Annotated in this window: 16 protein-coding genes; 9 read left to right on the forward strand and 7 right to left on the reverse strand. The window is 49.5% G+C overall.

The features are described 5' to 3' along the window. Positions 1-4 precede the first annotated feature (4 nt). The 9 genes from rodA (at position 5) to MWL85_RS08700 (ending at position 12325) form a co-directional block, all read left to right on the forward strand. On the forward strand, positions 5-1471 hold the full coding sequence (gene rodA, locus MWL85_RS08660; RefSeq protein ID WP_244400418.1) for a rod shape-determining protein RodA: 1467 nt from the start codon (positions 5-7) through the stop codon (positions 1469-1471). 66 nt (positions 1472-1537) lie between these two features. Then, a complete protein-coding gene (locus MWL85_RS08665) occupies positions 1538-2449 on the forward strand; it encodes a DUF2156 domain-containing protein (RefSeq protein WP_070706670.1) in 912 nt (303 codons plus the stop codon). Continuing rightward, a complete protein-coding gene (locus tag MWL85_RS08670) occupies positions 2436-3092 on the forward strand; it encodes a GNAT family N-acetyltransferase (RefSeq protein WP_244400419.1) in 657 nt (218 codons plus the stop codon). Before MWL85_RS08665 ends, MWL85_RS08670 begins: the two co-directional genes overlap by 14 nt. Positions 3093-3598: 506 nt before the next feature. Continuing rightward, complete coding sequence (locus MWL85_RS08675; RefSeq protein ID WP_244400420.1) at positions 3599-4213, forward strand: TetR/AcrR family transcriptional regulator; 615 nt, start codon at positions 3599-3601, stop codon at positions 4211-4213. Positions 4214-4240: 27 nt separating this feature from the next. Then, positions 4241-5995 (forward strand): ABC transporter ATP-binding protein, encoded by a 1755-nt coding sequence (locus MWL85_RS08680; protein ID WP_244400421.1) that lies wholly within the window; start codon positions 4241-4243, stop codon positions 5993-5995. 21 nt (positions 5996-6016) lie between these two features. Next, positions 6017-7762: an ABC transporter ATP-binding protein gene (locus MWL85_RS08685; RefSeq protein ID WP_244400422.1), complete on the forward strand. Its 1746-nt coding sequence runs from the start codon at positions 6017-6019 to the stop codon at positions 7760-7762. A gap of 443 nt (positions 7763-8205) precedes the next feature. Then, complete coding sequence (locus MWL85_RS08690; protein WP_244400423.1) at positions 8206-9663, forward strand: aminoacyl-histidine dipeptidase; 1458 nt, start codon at positions 8206-8208, stop codon at positions 9661-9663. Positions 9664-9678: 15 nt separating this feature from the next. Next, the gene (locus MWL85_RS08695) at positions 9679-10395 is read left to right on the forward strand and encodes a DNA repair protein RecO C-terminal domain-containing protein (RefSeq protein WP_244400424.1); all 717 of its coding nucleotides are present in this window, start codon (positions 9679-9681) and stop codon (positions 10393-10395) included. A gap of 106 nt (positions 10396-10501) precedes the next feature. Further along, positions 10502-12325: a Na/Pi cotransporter family protein gene (locus MWL85_RS08700; protein WP_244400425.1), complete on the forward strand. Its 1824-nt coding sequence runs from the start codon at positions 10502-10504 to the stop codon at positions 12323-12325. Positions 12326-12394: 69 nt separating this feature from the next. Here the strand turns inward: MWL85_RS08700 and MWL85_RS08705 are convergent, their stop codons facing one another. The 7 genes from MWL85_RS08705 to MWL85_RS08735 form a co-directional block, all read right to left on the reverse strand. Continuing rightward, positions 12395-13051 carry a metal ABC transporter ATP-binding protein gene (locus MWL85_RS08705; RefSeq protein ID WP_244400426.1) on the reverse strand — a complete coding sequence of 219 codons (657 nt, stop codon included), beginning with the start codon at positions 13049-13051 and terminating at the stop codon, positions 12395-12397. Further along, entirely contained in the window at positions 13051-13911 is an 861-nt protein-coding gene (locus MWL85_RS08710) for a metal ABC transporter solute-binding protein, Zn/Mn family (protein ID WP_244400427.1), read from the reverse strand. The genes MWL85_RS08705 and MWL85_RS08710 overlap by 1 nt, the downstream gene beginning before the upstream one ends. Continuing rightward, complete coding sequence (locus tag MWL85_RS08715; RefSeq protein WP_244400428.1) at positions 13898-14866, reverse strand: calcium/sodium antiporter; 969 nt, start codon at positions 14864-14866, stop codon at positions 13898-13900. The genes MWL85_RS08710 and MWL85_RS08715 overlap by 14 nt, the downstream gene beginning before the upstream one ends. Before the next feature lie 6 nt (positions 14867-14872). Beyond that, positions 14873-15445, reverse strand: coding sequence for a histidine phosphatase family protein (locus MWL85_RS08720; RefSeq protein ID WP_244400429.1), 573 nt, complete (start codon positions 15443-15445; stop codon positions 14873-14875). Continuing rightward, positions 15445-15798, reverse strand: a complete 354-nt coding sequence (locus tag MWL85_RS08725; RefSeq protein WP_018028458.1) for a S4 domain-containing protein — start codon at positions 15796-15798, stop codon at positions 15445-15447. Before MWL85_RS08725 ends, MWL85_RS08720 begins: the two co-directional genes overlap by 1 nt. A gap of 66 nt (positions 15799-15864) precedes the next feature. Continuing rightward, complete coding sequence (locus MWL85_RS08730) at positions 15865-16833, reverse strand: tRNA (adenosine(37)-N6)-dimethylallyltransferase (protein ID WP_244400430.1); 969 nt, start codon at positions 16831-16833, stop codon at positions 15865-15867. Beyond that, on the reverse strand, positions 16833-17756 hold the full coding sequence (locus MWL85_RS08735) for a nucleotidyltransferase family protein (RefSeq protein ID WP_244401872.1): 924 nt from the start codon (positions 17754-17756) through the stop codon (positions 16833-16835). The genes MWL85_RS08730 and MWL85_RS08735 overlap by 1 nt, the downstream gene beginning before the upstream one ends. Between the last annotated feature and the right edge of the window lie 174 nt (positions 17757-17930).

The raw sequence follows: 17930 nt of genomic DNA on the forward strand, positions 1-17930 counted from the left end.
TTGTATGGGAATCAATAATCATCGACATACCAGTCCGAAACCACTACAAGGAGTTGACCTCATCACCGTCGCTCTCTACCTAGTGATGGTGGCAGTGGGGTGGTTTACGATCTATGCAGCTGGCTTTGATCCCGAACAGACGATTAGGGAAATCACCATCTCGGGCCGCACGCAGTCACAACTCATCTGGATGGGCGTGAGCTTTGCCGCGGGCTTGGCTATCCTCTTAATGGATCGTCGACTCCTGAGGATGTCGGCCCCACTTCTCTACGCAATTACCCTGCTGATATTGGTGGCGACCATTTTCTTAGCCCCCAATATCAAAGGCTCTCACTCCTGGCTAGTGATCACAGATTCAATACGGATACAGCCGGCCGAGTTTGCCAAGGTGACAACGGCGATGATGCTGGCGTGGTGGACCTCGCGGTATGAATTTAATATCTCCAAACCCCGAGAATTGGTGGTGGCGATACTGATATTCCTTCTACCGATACTGATCATTATCCTACAGAGTGAAACTGGTTCAGCACTCGTCTTCCTCGCCTTTGTAATTGTGCTCTATAGGGAGGGGCTCACTAGTGCGGTGCCGTTTTATGGCATTCTACTAGTCACCCTCTTTGTCCTGACCCTGAGGTACAATGGTGTGGTGTGGGGGGCGACCAATGCAAGTCTTCTACTCCTTTCGATAGTCATCTACATTGCAGTGCTTATCACCACAATAGGCTATTGCAAGCTCCCCTATCGGCTGTGGCTTCCCACCTTGGCTCCACTTCCAGCGGCTATGCCATTGGCCTTTGTTATCAGTTTTTTCAGACCTGTAGACTATGCCCTTTTTGCATTGGTTGCTCTAGGAGTATTGCTAGTCTTCACACTAGTGCAGAGCTTTCAGCACAAGGGGAAGCACCTTTGGCTCGCCACCCTTGTGGCAGTTCTGAGCTTAGGGCTTACCTCGGGCGTTGATTATTTCTTTGACAAAATACTTCAGCCACACCAGCAGACGCGTATCCTGGTCTCCCTTGGCATGAAGGACGATCCTTCGGGTGCGGGGTACAACGTCCGACAAAGTCTTATAGCGATTGGTTCGGGTGGTGCCACTGGCAAAGGGTATCTACAGGGGACTCAGACCAAGCTCTCCTTTGTGCCAGAGCAGGATACCGACTTTATCTTTTGCACGATAGGGGAGGAGTTTGGTTTTATTGGGAGCTTAGTGCTATTGGGGCTTTTCACCGCACTTCTACTGCGCCTCATCTACATTTCGGAGCGTCAGGTAGACCCCTACGTTCGCACCTATGGGTATAGTGTGGCAAGTATTATCTTCTTTCACCTCACCATCAATATTGGTATGGTGATCGGACTGATACCAGTAATTGGTATTCCTTTACCCTTCTTTAGCTACGGAGGTTCCTCCCTACTGAGCTTCACCATTCTCCTCTTTATACTCCTTCGGCTCGACCAACGACGTACCGACTAACTTTATATTTGGTATCTTTGTAAACTAAGAGTAAGAACATTATATATAAAAGGATACAAAGCAACCATGGCAGACTTAATAGAGTTTCATAGAGTAGGATTAGAGGATAGGGATCAGATACTGGCTTACCTAGAGGATAATCCCTACTGTAACTGCGACTACTCTTTTGGAAACCTATACAATTGGGGCTTTCTCTACCTCACCTCTGTGGCTTTTCACAAAGAGATGATGCTGATACGCTTTAGAAGCTTCGATACTGGCAACCAAGCTTATCTGATGCCTATTGGCAAGGGGAACCTGGTGGAGGTGCTGAAGGATATGGAGCATACGAGCAAGATGGAGGGGCACCCGCTCATTCTAATGTCGGTGCAGGACTCCGCTATTGAGCTACTAGAGCAGACCCAGCCAACCTCTCTCAAAATCTTTAGCAATAGAGACAATGCCGATTATCTCTACGACCGTGAGAAGCTAGAGACCCTCTCTGGGAAAAAGCTACAGAGTAAGCGCAATCATATCAATCGGTTCAAGCGTAAGTATCCCGACTATACCTACGAGCCAATCTCCGATGAGAATGCCAATGAGTGCATCGCTCTGGAGAACCGTTGGTATGCTGATACCGAGACCACGCCAGGGATGGCGGACGAGCGGAAAATGGTAATGAAGGCGCTCAAGGAGTGGAAGGAGATAGGGCTCCGTGGTGGCTGTATCAGAGTGGAGGGCAAGGTAGTGGCGTTTACCCTAGGGATGCCGATTAGCCACGCCTGCTTTGGAGTGCATATCGAAAAGGCGGATACCGACTATGATGGCTCCTTTACCATTATCAATCAAGAGTTTGTGAGCCACCTCCCAGAGCAGTATGTTCGCATCAATCGAGAGGAGGATCTAGGGTTGGAGGGACTGCGGAAAGCAAAGCTATCCTATCAGCCCATGAAGATATTGGAGAAGCACAAGGTGGCTATTTCGTATGAAGAGGATTGAGTATAGCAGCTCAGACAATCGGCTCAATCAACAAATACTACAGTTACTCGCCGAGTGCTTTGGCCCTCAATATCACCACTATTACCTTCTGCAGCTAGAGCATCTCCCTTCGCCAAAAACGACTAAAATACTTGGCAATGACCGAGGGGATATCATCGCTTTCACGCAGGTGGTAGAGTATCTCTACCGCACTGGAGATGGAAAGGCTCCTCTTCGCGTAGCCTACCTCTATAGTGTCTGCACCGCCAAAGCGGAGCAAGGCAAGGGGGTAATGAAGCATTTTATCAAAGAGATACTCAAGGAGCTAGCAGCGGAGGGGTATGCCATGGCTTTTCTAGTTCCTGCCGAGATTTGGCTCATTGACTACTACAAGCGGTTGGGCTTTAAGTGGGAAGCGACCGACGTTTATGCCAAGATACCACGCGATACCACCCCACTCATCTATCCTGGAGAGGCAGCCAAGGAGTACCTTGAAGCGGTGAGGAAAATGGAGCGACAGACCATAAGCCAAGCAAAGTTTGAAGCACAAAAGCAGAGAGAATGGCAACCTCTAGTACCACCGGTATTGGGCTGGATGAGCTATCCCCTCACCGAAAAACTACCCCAATTACCCCCCACATTCCTCTTACTCCCCCTTACCTGAGAAGGAGAGTAGAGCATATTCCGAAATGTCTATGAACGCTTGCAGTAGCCGCCTACTGCTAAATGAACTTGCGGGTCGGACAATAGGGTCTAGGACATCAAAATTAATCCTAGAATAGGCTGTCCGACCCACAAGGGGTCGTGGGTTGTGGGTGCCTTATTTACCCCCATTCATCGGCTCTGCGAGCCTCGAATGGGGGCTACAACAAATCGGACCTCCGCAGGAGGTCCTTACCATAGACATTCCGATGAACGCCACTCAGACAGACCTTCCCAACTCATGCCAGCCGAACACCGCTAAATACTTACTTTTAGGTATTGCGAGACTTGGCCATACCTCGTACCTTTGCAACAAATAAATACAAGAGTATGATAAAACGAATGTACCATATTACATATCGGGATAGACATTCCTTGACTATCGAAGCGCACTGTTCAAGAAAAGAACGGTGCGTTTTTTTATGAACAAAGTAGAACAACGTTCGTTATTGACGCTTTACCCTAATTATGCAAACTCTGAAAGATGACATTCGGCAACGTATCATCGTGACCGCTCGTGCAGAGTTTATCGCACATGGCGTACGTTGCACGTCCATTCGCACGGTCGCTCGCAAGTCAGGTATTTCCGTTGGAAGCCTTTACAATTACTTCAGTAGCAAGGACGAACTATTTTGTGAGGTGTTGCGGCCCCTCACCAAGGCGTTAAACAAACACATTCTGTCGCACAATGACGAGAAGTTCCTATCGATAGACGTATTCAGCATGCGACAATACCAAATAGACTACATCTTTGCCCTGCTCGGCATCATCAAAGACTTCCGACCAGAGCTTCGACTGCTACTATTCGATGCTGAGGGTACGTCGCTACAAGGATACAAAGAGAAGATGGTGGACAGGCAGATGAAAGTGGGTTTGGAATACATACGACTGATGAAAGAACGCTATCCACATCTCAACGCCGACATTTCGCCATTCTGGATTCGCATCACTTGCTCTACATGGATAACCGTTTTCTGCGAGCTTGTAGAACATGAAGATTACAGCGGCGAGGATATCAGAGTTGCCCTGGAGCAGTACATGGACTTTAGTATGGCAGGATGGAAAGCATTGCTGAAACCATAAAGACTAATTTCTAAAAGACAATAATATATGATTAAGACTCTCAAACGTTTAGGAGCTTACATGGGAGGGCGCAAATACTTGCTGCCTTGCTCCGTAGCACTGTCGGCAGTCAACGGACTGCTGTCGCTTGTCCCATTCGTACTTTTGTGGCTCGTGGTACGCACACTACTAACAGCCAAAGGCAACCTCTCAGACACACCCCTTATAGACTATGCCCTATGGGCTTTTATCATATCGGTGGCGAACGTGTTGCTCTACTTTTTGGCACTGATGCTTTCTCATCTTGCGGCATTCCGTATCGAAACCAACATGAGGCGCAAAGCGATGCAACGGCTGATGCGTGCACCATTGGGCTATTTCGATGGACAAAATACGGGGCGTATGCGCAAAATTATTGATGAGGATTCAGGACAGACCCATACTTTCGTGGCACACCTGCTACCTGATGTGGCGAGTTGTGTCGTTGCTCCGATAGGGGTTATCGTACTGCTATTCACTGTGGATTGGCAGTTGGGAGTGGCTGCAATGATACCTCTCGTTGGTGCTATAGGCATTATGGGGTATATGATGAACCCAAAGAACAACCAATTTCAAAGGCTCTACCTTGATGCACAGGAGAAGATGGGGGCAGAGGCCGTGGAATATGTCAGAGGCATTCCCGTGGTTAAGGTGTTTCAGCAGACGGTCTTCTCGTTCAAACGTTTCTACGACAGCATTATCAGCTACCGCGACCTTGTGATCAAGTGTACGCTTGTGTGGCGCACGCCAATGCCTCTGTACACACTTGCCATCAATGCCTTTGCTTTCGTCCTCGTTCCTACTGCTATTATCCTGATAGGATACGGTGGAGATACCACCACCATTATCGCCAACGTGATACTTTATATGGTGATTGCACCGCTCATTGCTGCCAACGTGATGAAAGCCATGTATCTCAGTCAGGACCTTTTCTTGGCAAACGAGGCTGTGGAGCGACTGGAGCAGCTCACTCATATTGACCCACTCTCACAGCATGACGAGCCGAAACGGGCAGAGGGGTACGACATTCGTTTTGACGATGTTTCGTTCCGATATGAGGGTGCGGAAAAAGATGCTGTGAGTCATATCAACCTGACCATTCCTGAAGGCAAGACGGTGGCGCTTGTAGGAGCGTCGGGCAGCGGAAAGACCACCATAGCAAGATTGATACCCCGTTTTTGGGACGTACGCCATGGCAGCGTAAGGATAGGAGGTGTAGACGTGAGAGATATGAGCCAGAACGAGCTGATGCGCAACGTGTCGTTCGTCTTCCAAAACACCCGTCTGTTCAAGACTTCGCTCATCGAAAACCTACGTTACGGCAATCCTGATGCAACGACCGATCAGATAAACCGTGCCATCGATCTCTCACAAAGCCGAGAGATTATTGACCGTTTGCCACAGGGGGTGGATACCGTTATCGGTGCCGAAGGTACTTATCTTTCGGGAGGTGAGCAGCAGCGTATTGTTCTTGCTCGTGCCATTCTGAAAGATGCTCCTATCATAGTGCTCGACGAGGCGACCGCCTTTGCCGACCCCGAAAACGAACAGCTTATCCGTAAGGCACTGGCACATCTCACCCAAGGAAAAACTGTGCTGATGATAGCCCATAGACTTACCACTGTGCAGGATGCCGACAGCATCGTCGTTGTGAACGATGGTGAGATTGTCGAACAGGGAACGCACAAGGAACTCTTGAATAAGGAAAAGTATTACCACCGTATGTGGAATGAATATCAACAATCCGTTTCGTGGAAACTATAATCTATCAAACGTCACAAAGCCATGATTAAATATTTTCAAAACCGTTTCGCTCTTACGGAAAAAGGGGCAAAAGACTTGCGGCAAGGCATCGTCTGCTCGACACTGCTCAACCTTGTGCTGATGCTGCCACCCACCTATTTATTTTTCTTTCTGATGGAGTATCTCGATAATATGCGAGTTAACGCCCCGCATACGTTGTGGTTTTATCTTCTCGTAGCAGCAGGGCTTATGGCCGTGATGTTCGTTGTGATGCGTTGGCAGTACGACAGCACCTATACCACGGTATATAATGAGAGTGCGCACCGCCGTATCTCCTTAGCCGAGAAGTTACGCCGACTGCCTCTTGCTTTCTTTGGTGAGCGCAATCTCTCCGACCTCACTGCCACCATTATGGAAGACTGCACACAATTGGAAACGACGTTCTCACACGCCATTCCCCAGCTGTTTGCTTCTATGGTGAGCACCGTCATTATCGCAGTAGGAATGTTCTGTTACGACTGGCGATTAGCTATCGCTCTTTTTTGGGTAGTACCATTTGCCTTGGTGGTGCTATTGGTTTCACGGAGTCGAATGGACAGGGCTTTTACACGTGTCTACCACATCAAGCGTGGCGTGAGCGAACAGATACAGGAAGGTCTGGAGTGCGTGCAGGAAATCAAGTCGTACAATGGCGAGGATGAATACTGCCAGCGGCTGGACCAGCGATTAAAAGCATTGGAAAAAGGACTTGTTGCCGGTGAACTCGTGCCAGGCTTATTTCTCAACATCTCCGCTGTATTGCTTAAACTGGGTATGCCTACCGTGATCGTGGTAGGGGCATGGATGCTTCAGCGTGGTGATGTATCGGTGTTCGCCTATTTGGCGTTCCTCCTTGTTTCGGCAATGGTTTATAATCCTATCCTTGAAGTATGCAGCAACCTCGCCATTCTTACTTTTCTCGATGTGCGTATCAAGCGAATGAAAGAGATGGAGGCAATGCCCATACAGACGGGCGACACAGAGGTGGAAGTTTCGAACTATGATATTGAGTTCCACGACGTCAGCTTTTCCTACGAAAGAGATAAGCAGGTGCTTCACAATGTTTCATTTACTGCCCGACAGGGCGAGATAACCGCACTTGTCGGTCCCTCAGGTGGTGGCAAGAGCACCGCTACCAAGCTCGCTGCACGCTTTTGGGATATCCATAGTGGTAAGATAACACTAGGCGGACACGACATCGCCAGCATAGATCCAGAGACGTTGCTCAAAAACTATGCCGTAGTCTTTCAGGATGTGGTGCTCTTCAACGCCACCATTGCCGACAACATACGCATAGGAAAGCACCACGCCACTGATGAGGAGGTAAGGCATGTGGCACGATTGGCACAGTGCGAAGACTTCATCAGCCGTATGCCAAAAGGCTACGATACGGTGATAGGCGAAAATGGGGAAACCCTTTCGGGTGGGGAGCGGCAGCGTATCTCCATAGCCCGTGCTCTCTTAAAAGATGCTCCTGTGATACTCTTGGATGAAGCAACCGCCAGTCTTGATGCCGAGAACGAGACGAAGGTTCAGGCTGGTATTTCCGAACTGGTACGCAACAAGACCGTCATCATCATTGCACACCGCATGCGCACGGTCTTGGGTGCCGACCACATAGTAGTCCTCTCTGGCGGAACAGTTGTAGAGCAAGGCACATCCAACGAGCTGATGGCACACAATGGAACTTTTGCACAAATGGTAAGACTGCAACAAGATACTACTTCAACAAATATTTCATCAAAATAGGCTGTTGCACGAAGACGATCTGTGAAACCTAGGCTTTCGTTAGTATCTAAGGGAAGTAAGGCAAAGTTGCTTTCAGAATTCGGGTCTGGTCACTTACTCAAGTAAGCTTCCTTCGCCCTGGCGAGGGTCTTAATGCCCTACGTAAACCTTGCCTCTTCTTCCTCGTGCAATATTCTCATCTCTGGAGTTTCAATGCAATGACACTGGAGTTTCGATGCGATGAAACTCCAGTGTCACTGCACCGAAACTAATGTCTTGAGATTACGCCTTAGAAGTTGCCACACTTCAGCTGGGTCGCAAGGGTGTTATTACGTCATTATGCACACAGACCTTTCTCATACGTAACCCCTAAAATCCATGGGGAAAAGTCTTGATTATTTAGTGAGCTTTTGGTATCTTGCCAAAAGCTAACTATAAACTAAACCAATAATAAGACCAAGACCATGGCAAATGAAATCTTAAACTTAAAACCACAGCTCGTGTGGAAGTACTTTTATGGACTCACACAAATACCACGCCCCACAGGCCATACCGCCGAAGTGGCTAAGTATGTAGCTGGGATCGGACGTGAACTAGGACTAGAGACACACACCGATGAGGTGGGCAATGTACTGATCCGCAAGCCTGCAACTAAGGGGTATGAGGATCGGCCCATAGTAGCAATGCAGGGACACCTAGACATGGTGCCACAAAAGAATAATCATATACAGCATGACTTTGAGAAAGACCCTATACAGCCTCGTATTGATGGCGAGTGGGTACGTGCCAATGAGACCACACTAGGTGCCGATAATGGCATTGGCGTGGCTATGGGTCTTGCTGTAATGGCCGACGATACACTAGAGCACGGACCGATAGAGGCTCTATTTACCATTGATGAAGAGGTAGGGATGGTAGGAGCTTTCGGTCTGAAAGAGGGCTTCTCAAAAGCTGATATTATGCTCAACCTCGACTCCGAAGTAGTTGATGAGCTCTATGTAGGTTGTGCTGGGGGTGTGGATATCAACGTTTCACTAGAGTACAAAGATGACCAACCTATCCCAGAAGGGGATATTGCAGCCAAGGTAACCCTTAATGGATTGAAGGGTGGGCACTCAGGTATGGACATCGCCCTCGGCAGAGGAAATGCCAATAAGATGATCGCCCGCTTCCTAAAGAAGGCCATTGAAAGACTAGACCTCTCTATAGCTGAGCTCCAAGGTGGCTCACTGCGTAATGCCATCCCTCGTGAGGCGTGGGTAGTCGTAACGCTTCCCGAGGAGGAGCTTAGTGAGCTAGAGGAGATGGTTAAGGAGTTTGAAGCACTTTACATCAAGGAGTATAAGGGCATTGAGGAAGGCATCAAGATGAGTGTAGAGCGCCTTAACGAAACCCCTGCACACATTGTACCCCAAGAGATTGCTGACAATGTGATTCAAGCGGTAGAGGCAGTGCAGAATGGTGCGATCACCTATCTTTCCGAGTTCCCAGATACCGTAGAGGCCTCTAGCAACCTTGCAGCTATCAAATTGGGAGGCGGTAAGTTAGCTGTTACTTTCCTTACCCGTAGTTCAAGCGAGAGCCGTAAGGAGATGGTAGCTTCGAGCATTGAGAGTGCCTTCTCACTCATCGGTGCGGAGGTAGAGTTTGCGGCCCCTTACAATGGGTGGCAACCCGATGCCCACTCTCACGTACTTGAGGTGATGAAGAAGGTATTCAAGGATATCAATGGCACTGAGCCACCTGTAAAGGTGATGCATGCTGGGCTAGAGTGCGGAATCATCCAAGGGGTGATGCCTAAGACTCAGATGATCAGCTTTGGGCCTACTATCAAGTCGCCCCACTCTCCCGATGAGCGTGTAAACATCGCCACTGTGGAGAAGACCTGGGAGCTACTTATCCGCACGCTCAAAGAGCTATAATTCAGATAGAGGGCGATGCTGACAGAGACAGAGCTAATCGTACTCGGTGCAGTACGTTACTCCGACAATGCCAGTATCGTGTCCACCTATAGTGAGTGCTTCGGTGCACTCTCCTTTAAGTGCATTCGCTCGGCCTCTCGTAGAAGAGGTCAAGCGAATGCTTTTTTTATTCCTCTCTCAATTCTAAAGGTAACTCTCGACTATCTGCCCAATCGTGGGATTCAGCTACCGAGAGAACAAGTGCTACTTCACCGACCTATCCGACCATCCATTGAGCCTGTGGCCAATGCAGTAGCCCTCTTTACAGTAGAGCTACTCACCCGACTACTTCGCTCGAGTGGTGCCGATAGAGCTTTGTACCGCTACTTGAGGGAGGAGATAAAAGGGATAGAGCACCTTAGCGATAAAGGGATTAGTTCCTTTCATCTTCGATTGATGACAGGGCTACTCCACCATCTCGGCATCTTGCCACAAAGTGAGACCTATAGGCCTAGTAGCGTACTCGACTTCTCCGAAGGCACCTTCCGCCCCTCCTGGAGCCCAGAAGAACAAGGCAAAGCCTATGCCTCCTCCCTACTCTACCAATTCATTAGTTCACCAGCACCAGAAGAGCTTCCCCTCTCAGGGCAGGAGCGCAACCTTCTCCTTAAGTTACTTCTCGATTTTCTTGGCTATCACTTCCCCGACCTTGGCAACTTAAAATCGCCAGAAATACTGAGTCAGCTATTTTAAGACAGGGAGTGAAGCAAATATCATTAGGTTATTTTTGGAGCTATAGACCGAATTGAGTAAGTTTGCAAAGCAAATATTTTATTAAGCTATCCGACATAATTAAGAAATGGATTACGGAATACTAGATTTTATCTACCTAATAGGTTCTCTCGGTCTCTTCCTCTACGGTATGAAGATCATGAGCGAGGGGCTACAAAAGGTAGCAGGAGACCGCATGAAGAGTATCCTCTCAGCGATGACCTCCAACCGCATCTTCGGTGTATTTACAGGTATATTAATCACAGCACTTGTACAGTCCTCCTCTGCTACCACCTTGATGGTAGTCAGTTTTGTCAATGCCTCATTACTTGATTTGGCACAGGCTGTTAGCGTGATTATGGGTGCCAATATCGGTACTACCGTCACTGCATGGGTCATCTCCCTTCTTGGCTTTAAGGTAGATATCAGTGCCTTTGCAGTCCCATTGATTGCACTATCTATTCCATTTATCTTTTCGAAGAAGCAAAATTACAATTCGTGGGGCGACTTTATCCTCGGCTTTGCTCTCCTATTCTTAGGGCTACAGTTTCTAAAGGATTCAATGCCCGACCTACAGAATAACCCCGAGGCACTAGCCTTCTTGCAGAAATATACCAATATGGGCTTTGGCTCGGTACTGCTCTTCTTACTGATTGGTACCATCCTCACCTTCTTGGTACAAAGCTCAAGTGCTACAGTAGCCATCACCCTGGTGATGTGTAGCCAAGGATGGATACCCTTCTCCATGGGAGCAGCGATGATTCTAGGTGAAAACATTGGTACCACTATCACCGCCAATCTTGCAGCACTTAATGCCAGTGTCAATGCCAAGCGAGCTGCTGTTTCACACACCCTATTCAACGTGCTGGGTGTGGTTTGGGTCCTCTTCCTCTTTTTCCCAGCGGTCGACCTCGTTTCAGGGATGGTAGCACGTTCGAGTGGCTACGATCCTCGGGAGCTTTTTCCAATAATTGCCGACCTCAATGCCCGCTACGAGCCAGGCGATGTTGCACTCATCACTAGTGGTGCACCTATCTACGACGTTGAGATGAGTCGAATACAAGGCACCGTCATAGGTATGGCAGGAGCGATAAGTATGGGACTTGCGTTGTTTCACACCATGTTCAACCTCATCAATACCTTTGTAATGATTTGGTTTGTTCCCTTAATTGTAAAAGCGTGCAAGACCATTATCAAGCCAGCCAAGACCATCTCCGATAAGAAGGAGTACCCACACCTACAGTACCTCTCCACTCGTATGCTCTCCACCAGTGAGCTATCATTGCTACAGGTCAATAAGGAGATTGTCAACTACAGCAAAAAGACTCAGAAGATGCTCGGCATGGTACGCGAATTGAGCAATATGGAGGATGAAGTAGCTTTTGAAGAGAGCTTCACACGTATTGAGAAGTACGAGCGTATCTGCGATAGAGTAGAGATAGAGATTGTACAATACCTCACAGAGCTATCCAGTGGCGACCTGAGTGCAGAATCACGTAGAAATGTACAGAGCTACCTCAGAATCTCTAGCGAGGTTGAGAGTATGGGCGATGCTTGCTTCAATATAGCACGCATCCTACGCCGCAAGTTTGAAGATGGTCGTGCCACTAATCCTACACTCTCAGCACACCTCACCGAGATGCACGATATGCTTGAGAACATCATGCAGTTTACAGTAGAAGTACTAGAGAGCGATGAGCGTACACAAAATATGATACTCCACTCTCACGACCTTGAGAAGGCACTCAATATCAAGTACAAGTTCCTAGTGGCAGAAAACCTCAAGGACCTCAATAATAACGTATACCCTTACCAAGACTCAGTATACTACCTCGATATCATCGATGAGTATGAGCGCCTAGGCGACTATGCAGTCAATGTAGTTGAGGCCTACGTAAGACAAGTAAAATAACGAACTCTTTTTGTAAAAACGAAACTCTCCCACGGTAGCACCTGCTACTTTGGGAGAGTTTTCTATTATTTACTCGACAATAAAAGAGTGGTCGATATGATAGATACGAGAGGCTAAAGCTCGGAGATGCACCTCATTGTGCGATACCATGACTATGGCTGATTCCTTTTGTAGCTGTGGCAAGAGTGAAAGCATAGAGGTTTCAAAATCTCTATCTACATAGGTCGAAGGCTCATCCAGCACCAAAAGCATCGGCCGACTTACAAAAGCTCGTGCCAATAGCACCCGCTGTAGCTGTCCGCCCGAGAGATGACCTATTGCCCTAGTAGCATACTTTGTCATTCCTACCGACTCCAGTGCCTCCTTGGCAAGGGCTCGCATCTCACTTGTCGCCCTCAGCGTTTTCCTTCCGAATAGGCCACTCAGCACCACCTCCTCCACACTAATCGGGAACTCCCTATCCAGCTGATTCTGCTGTGGCATATAGCCAATAGTTATCTCCTTCAGAGGCATCCCCTCTCTTGAGAAGTAGCGAATAGAGCCATTCCTAGGTGCTATCAGTCCGAGCAACGCACGGATAAAAGTAGTCTTCCCCGCCCCATTCGGACCGGTAATCCCTACAAACTCATTCGGATAAAGCTTAAAATTGACTCCCGAGAGCAGACTAGGCTCCTTGCCATACCCTAGCTCCAGATCTTCAGCTATGATGATTGGTTTTGCTTCCATTATCTAAAGATCTCAATCAACCGCCTCATCTCAGCCCCCCAATCCTCAGCCAAAGGGTCAATAGAGACTACCTTCAGTCCTAGTTCTTTCGCCACGGCTGTTGCATTTTTAGTATCAAACTCCGCCTGCACTAGCACCGCCCTTGTATCCATGCTCCTTGCACGCTCAATCAGCTCCACCAGATGCCTAGGTGTTGGCTCCTCCCCATCTTCCTCAATAGGCAATTGCGTCAGCCCCCACTCCCGAGCAAAGAGTGATAGAGAGGGATGGTAGATCACAAAAGCAAGGTCCTTGTCACCTTTAGATATTCCTCTCCCCAATTGCCGAATAGCCTCCAATTCAGGCACCACATTCGCCTGATAATTGGCTTCGATCTCCTCCCGATGCTCTGGGAATAGCTCCAGCATCGCCGCCAAAATCGTCTCCGCCATTGCTTCCCCACCAGAGAGCGACGTCCAATAGTGCGGGTCGCCCAAGGCGTGCTGATGCCCTTCGTGGCCGCCCTCTACGAGCTCTCTCGGCAACTGCTTTGCGAGGTCAAAATAGGCCACCTCCTTCGGCAAAACCGCCACCCACTGAGCTTCAAAAGGCAACGTACCAATAGCCAAGTAGGCAAGCGAGCTTTGAAGCATAGCGATATCCCGGGGAGAGGGGTCGTACGTCTCGGGGTTACTTCCTCGCGGTACCACCACATGCACCTCCGCCAGCTCCCCAACAATTCGCTCCACAAAGTACTTCTCGGGAAGCAGACTCACAGATATAATAGGCTTCTCCACCCGAGAGCCAGAACTACAAGCTGTAATAAGCGAGAGCAGCACCACGCAAAGCCCCCAGCCAAAGCAATACTTAGCCCACCGCATTAAAGATAATCCACACATTATAAAGGATAAAAACCAAAAGCATCACCCCCCCCTCGGCACGCTTAATCTCACGTTTTCCCCAAAAGAGAGCCACCCCCAAAGCAATCACCATGGCAAGTAGCTGCATCCAAATATCCAGCGAAGTAAACTGCAGATGGCTCAACGGCCGCACCGTCCCTGCAATTCCTAGTACAAAGAAGATATTAAATAGGTTACTTCCGATCACATTACCCACAGCAATATCGGTATTTCCCTTCATAGCAGCCACCACAGAAGTCGCCAGCTCAGGGAACGACGTTCCCCACGCCACCAGTGTAAGCCCTATCAACGTCTCACTCACCCCTAGCGACGAAGCGATCTTAGTAGCATTCCCCACAAAGAGCTGTCCCCCATAGACCAGTCCAGCCAAGCCGCCAACGAGATAGACCACTGCCAAGAGCCAGTGCATGTTGCGTTCCTCCTCCTCCGTCTCCGAGTCATCATCTCCCTGTTTTCCCACCACAATGGTATAAAGCAGGAAGAGTAGGCCAAAGAGGAGCAATGTCAAAGCCTCCGAACGAGAGACCAGCGAGGGCATCCCATCTAGTGGCATATCCGAGAGCACCAACATCAGCAAAATAGAGGCCACAAGTGCAATCGGAAGGTCAAAGCGAAGCGTATTTAACTTCACTGGCACAGGGTGTACCAAAGCACAAGCCCCCAGTACACAGAGCACATTAAAAATGTTACTCCCAATCACATTCCCCACAGCGATTCCACCGCTCCCATCAATACTTCCGATCACACTCACCACCAACTCTGGTGCCGAGGTTCCGAAGGCCACAATCGTTAGCCCTATGATTATCTGGGGAATATGTAGCCGCTTAGCTATTGCCGAGGCACCATCCGTCATAAAGTTAGCCCCTGCCACGATTAGAGCCACCCCCACGATCACTAAAACTATCTCAATCCACATAACCTATCATCTATTTTTCACCGCCCGTTCATCTAGGGCTGCATACTCTAGCGAAGTAGTCGAGCCGTAGAGAGGCACATCAATAAACAATTGCTCACGACTAAGCAAACCCTGTAAGGAGCGAGCCGAATTAATCACTCCACCATGGCAAAAGACCAGCACACGGCGGTATCCACTGCACCTCAGCCCAGTAATAAAGTCTGCCACCCGTGCCAAAAGTTCATCTACACTCTCGCCATTAGGAGGGAGCAAGTGCCCTGCCTCGTCGAGAAGAGCTGGAGACTTTCTCGCCAGCTCATCGATCTCCTCCCATCGCAGATGCTCAAAGTCGCCAAAGTTGCGCTCCGCCACACGGGGCTCCACCACCGCATCTGCTCCAAAGCCACACGCTTCACAAAGCTTACTAGCCCTTGATAAAGGACTTGTAAACACCGCATCATAGCGCTCCACGGAGAGCCGTTTACGCACCTCTGCCGCTTCTGCTTCAAAGGTCTCCGCCACCTCTATATCACTCGCTCCATAGCAGATATCCCCCGATATCTTGAGCGAGGTGTGGCGCGTCCAGTCTACCCTTAGCACTAGTACTCCTCCCCCTCGTAATTCTTTCCGCGTCGTTTCTTACGATGGTCTTTCCGCCCCTTACGTAGCTCCTTACTCTTAGGGTTGTCGAGATAAGATGGATCATCCTGCATTCCCTTTCCATACCGCTCCCCAGTCCTCTGCTCAGCAGCCTCCCTTGCAAACTTCCGGAAGAGCCCCTTTAGCGGGATCATCACATCATCGAGCGACACCTCATCGTCCGCTCCTGCTTTATCCCCTATTCCCGACAAAGCACCATTGACCTTCACACGTCCCTCACGGATCAAGTCCTCCGCCTCTTTTCGCGTATACTCGTGGTATTCGCTTATAATACGACTAACGCGTACCTCCATACTTTTCTACAATTGTCTCGTAAGACTACTTATCAATACAGTTCAAACAAAAAAGCTCCCTACTCCCTATATCTCATTCTCCCCCTTTTCAAAAATAGAGGCAAACATCGCCTCAGCTGTCTCCCTAGGCTCCTCTGATGGGGTGAGATAAATCAATTCAAAGCCCCTCCGCTCCAACCCTCTAGCCCAGGTCATCTGTCGTTTGGCAAATTGATGGATCGCCACCTCCAGCCCCCTATGCATCTCCTCCCAATTTCGCTCACCAAGCAGATACTCCGTCACATAGCGGTATTCCAAGCCATAGCCCAAGAGCACCTCCTTAGGCACCCGAGCCAAAAGCCCCTCCACCTCCTCCACTAGACCCGACTTAAGGCGTGCCTCGAGCCGAGCTGAAATTCTCGCCCTCCGCAACTCTCTACTAGGGTCAAGGCAAAAGATAGGACCCCGCAGAGGCTTACGGGTGCTACTATCCGAAGCCGGCAGAGTAGCACCTGCCTCCCTTAGCTCTATAGCACGCACCAGTCTCCGAGGATTCACCCCCTCCCCTCCATCTAGCTCCTCGCTCTCCAGCATCTCAGCACCACCCAAAGTCTTTAATCGCTCCCTTAGCTCCTCCACAGATAGCTGCTCCAGCTCCGCGCGAAGTGCTTTATTGGGTGGCACCTCCGAGAGTCGATACCCACCATAAAGGGCAGAGATATAGAGCCCCGTGCCACCGCACAAGATCTTAGGTTGTTCCTTAGGTAGCTCATCATACGCCTTATCAAAGTCCTGTAGATAACGGTGCAGATCATACCGCTCCCCCGCCTCTGCCACATCAATCAGCCGATACGGCACCTCATAGCCATCTGCCAGGCGATACTCCGCAAGATCCTTTCCCGTGCCAATATCCATGCCACGATACACCTGGCGCGAGTCGGCACTCAGTACCACCCCACCCAGCATCTCTGCCAACTGACACGCTACCGCTGTTTTGCCACAAGCAGTAGGACCATAAATTGTCACAATATCTACCCCCTCAGGCAGAGCTTTCATCACTTCTTAAGCAAAGGTGAAGGGTAGACCCCCTTCTTGGTCAATTGCTCTAGTTTGGCTACCACATCAGGCCGATCGGCCGCATAGGTAACTCCAAACCACGTGGCCGAGGTATCCAATACCTTGCAGCTAGCTATTCCTCGTTTCACGAGGTCATTCACCACGGTAGGGATATAATACTCTCCCTTCTCGCTATGCAAGTTGGCCTCCAAGAAGTGGATAAAGGCCTCCTCGGAGTAATCAAAGTACTCAGGGGTAAAGCCCCACATATTCATTGAGACTGGAGTCTGCTCCTCTAGCACCACTCGGCGCCCCGCCTCATCCTGAAAGGCGATCTCCCCTTGTTCATCACGTGCAATAGCTGTCCGCTCCACTACTTCTGTGAGCAAACCTTCGTGATCCACTTCGCAAACACCTCTTGCTACGGTACCGCTCTCGCTCAGTGTATTCCCCACACGATAGCCCACCATACAGTAGCGGTTGCGACCGCCAGACATTGCCCGCAGCTCATCGCCAAGTACCTGGAAGCTCTCCGCCCCATAGAAGTCATCAGCATTGATCACCCCAAAAGGCTCATTGATCACCCCCTTGCCCATCAGCACCGCATGATTGGTACCCCAAGGTTTGGTTCGATCCTCAGGACAGGTAAAGCCCTCAGGCAAATCCTCCACACTTTGGAAGACCACCTCCACGCCAAGGCGACCCTCAAACTGATCGCGGTAGCGGCTAGCTACCTTTGCCTCAAACTCATCGGCAAAGTCCCGGCGAATCACGAAGACCACCCGACCAAAGCCGGCTCTCACTGCATCGTAGATAGAGAAGTCCATAATGGTCTCACCACACGGACCCACGCCATCCAATTGCTTCAATCCCCCATAGCGGCTACCCATACCCGCCGCCAATACCATCAATGTTGGTTTTATCTCACTCATCTGTATAGAGACCTATATATATGTATTCCTTATATATTAATGTGTCACCCCCTCCCCTAGTCCGAAAAAGGCAAAGCCCATTCCACGCTGTAAAGCTACCAAAAAATATCTTAACAGCCACCGAAATGATGCATCGCCTACCCTTTTTAAAGAGAGAGGGGGTAG

This window comes from Porphyromonas somerae, from assembly GCF_022845615.1.
Classification (GTDB): Bacteria; Bacteroidota; Bacteroidia; order Bacteroidales; family Porphyromonadaceae; genus Porphyromonas_A; species Porphyromonas_A somerae.

Bases quoted from the DNA above. Each gene is read 5' to 3' on its own strand.
- MWL85_RS08730 (WP_244400430.1), bottom strand. From the start codon at position 16,833: ATGAAAGCTCTGCCTGAGGGGGTAGATATTGTGACAATTTATGGTCCT.
- MWL85_RS08665 (WP_070706670.1), top strand. From the start codon at position 1,538: ATGGCAGACTTAATAGAGTTTCATAGAGTAGGATTAGAGGATAGGGAT.
- MWL85_RS08710 (WP_244400427.1), bottom strand. From the start codon at position 13,911: ATGCGGTGGGCTAAGTATTGCTTTGGCTGGGGGCTTTGCGTGGTGCTG.
- MWL85_RS08685 (WP_244400422.1), top strand. From the start codon at position 6,017: ATGATTAAATATTTTCAAAACCGTTTCGCTCTTACGGAAAAAGGGGCA.
- MWL85_RS08725 (WP_018028458.1), bottom strand. From the start codon at position 15,798: ATGGAGGTACGCGTTAGTCGTATTATAAGCGAATACCACGAGTATACG.
- rodA (WP_244400418.1), top strand. From the start codon at position 5: ATGGGAATCAATAATCATCGACATACCAGTCCGAAACCACTACAAGGA.
- MWL85_RS08715 (WP_244400428.1), bottom strand. From the start codon at position 14,866: ATGTGGATTGAGATAGTTTTAGTGATCGTGGGGGTGGCTCTAATCGTG.
- MWL85_RS08690 (WP_244400423.1), top strand. From the start codon at position 8,206: ATGGCAAATGAAATCTTAAACTTAAAACCACAGCTCGTGTGGAAGTAC.
- MWL85_RS08695 (WP_244400424.1), top strand. From the start codon at position 9,679: ATGCTGACAGAGACAGAGCTAATCGTACTCGGTGCAGTACGTTACTCC.
- MWL85_RS08700 (WP_244400425.1), top strand. From the start codon at position 10,502: ATGGATTACGGAATACTAGATTTTATCTACCTAATAGGTTCTCTCGGT.
- MWL85_RS08675 (WP_244400420.1), top strand. From the start codon at position 3,599: ATGCAAACTCTGAAAGATGACATTCGGCAACGTATCATCGTGACCGCT.
- MWL85_RS08670 (WP_244400419.1), top strand. From the start codon at position 2,436: ATGAAGAGGATTGAGTATAGCAGCTCAGACAATCGGCTCAATCAACAA.
- MWL85_RS08705 (WP_244400426.1), bottom strand. From the start codon at position 13,051: ATGGAAGCAAAACCAATCATCATAGCTGAAGATCTGGAGCTAGGGTAT.
- MWL85_RS08680 (WP_244400421.1), top strand. From the start codon at position 4,241: ATGATTAAGACTCTCAAACGTTTAGGAGCTTACATGGGAGGGCGCAAA.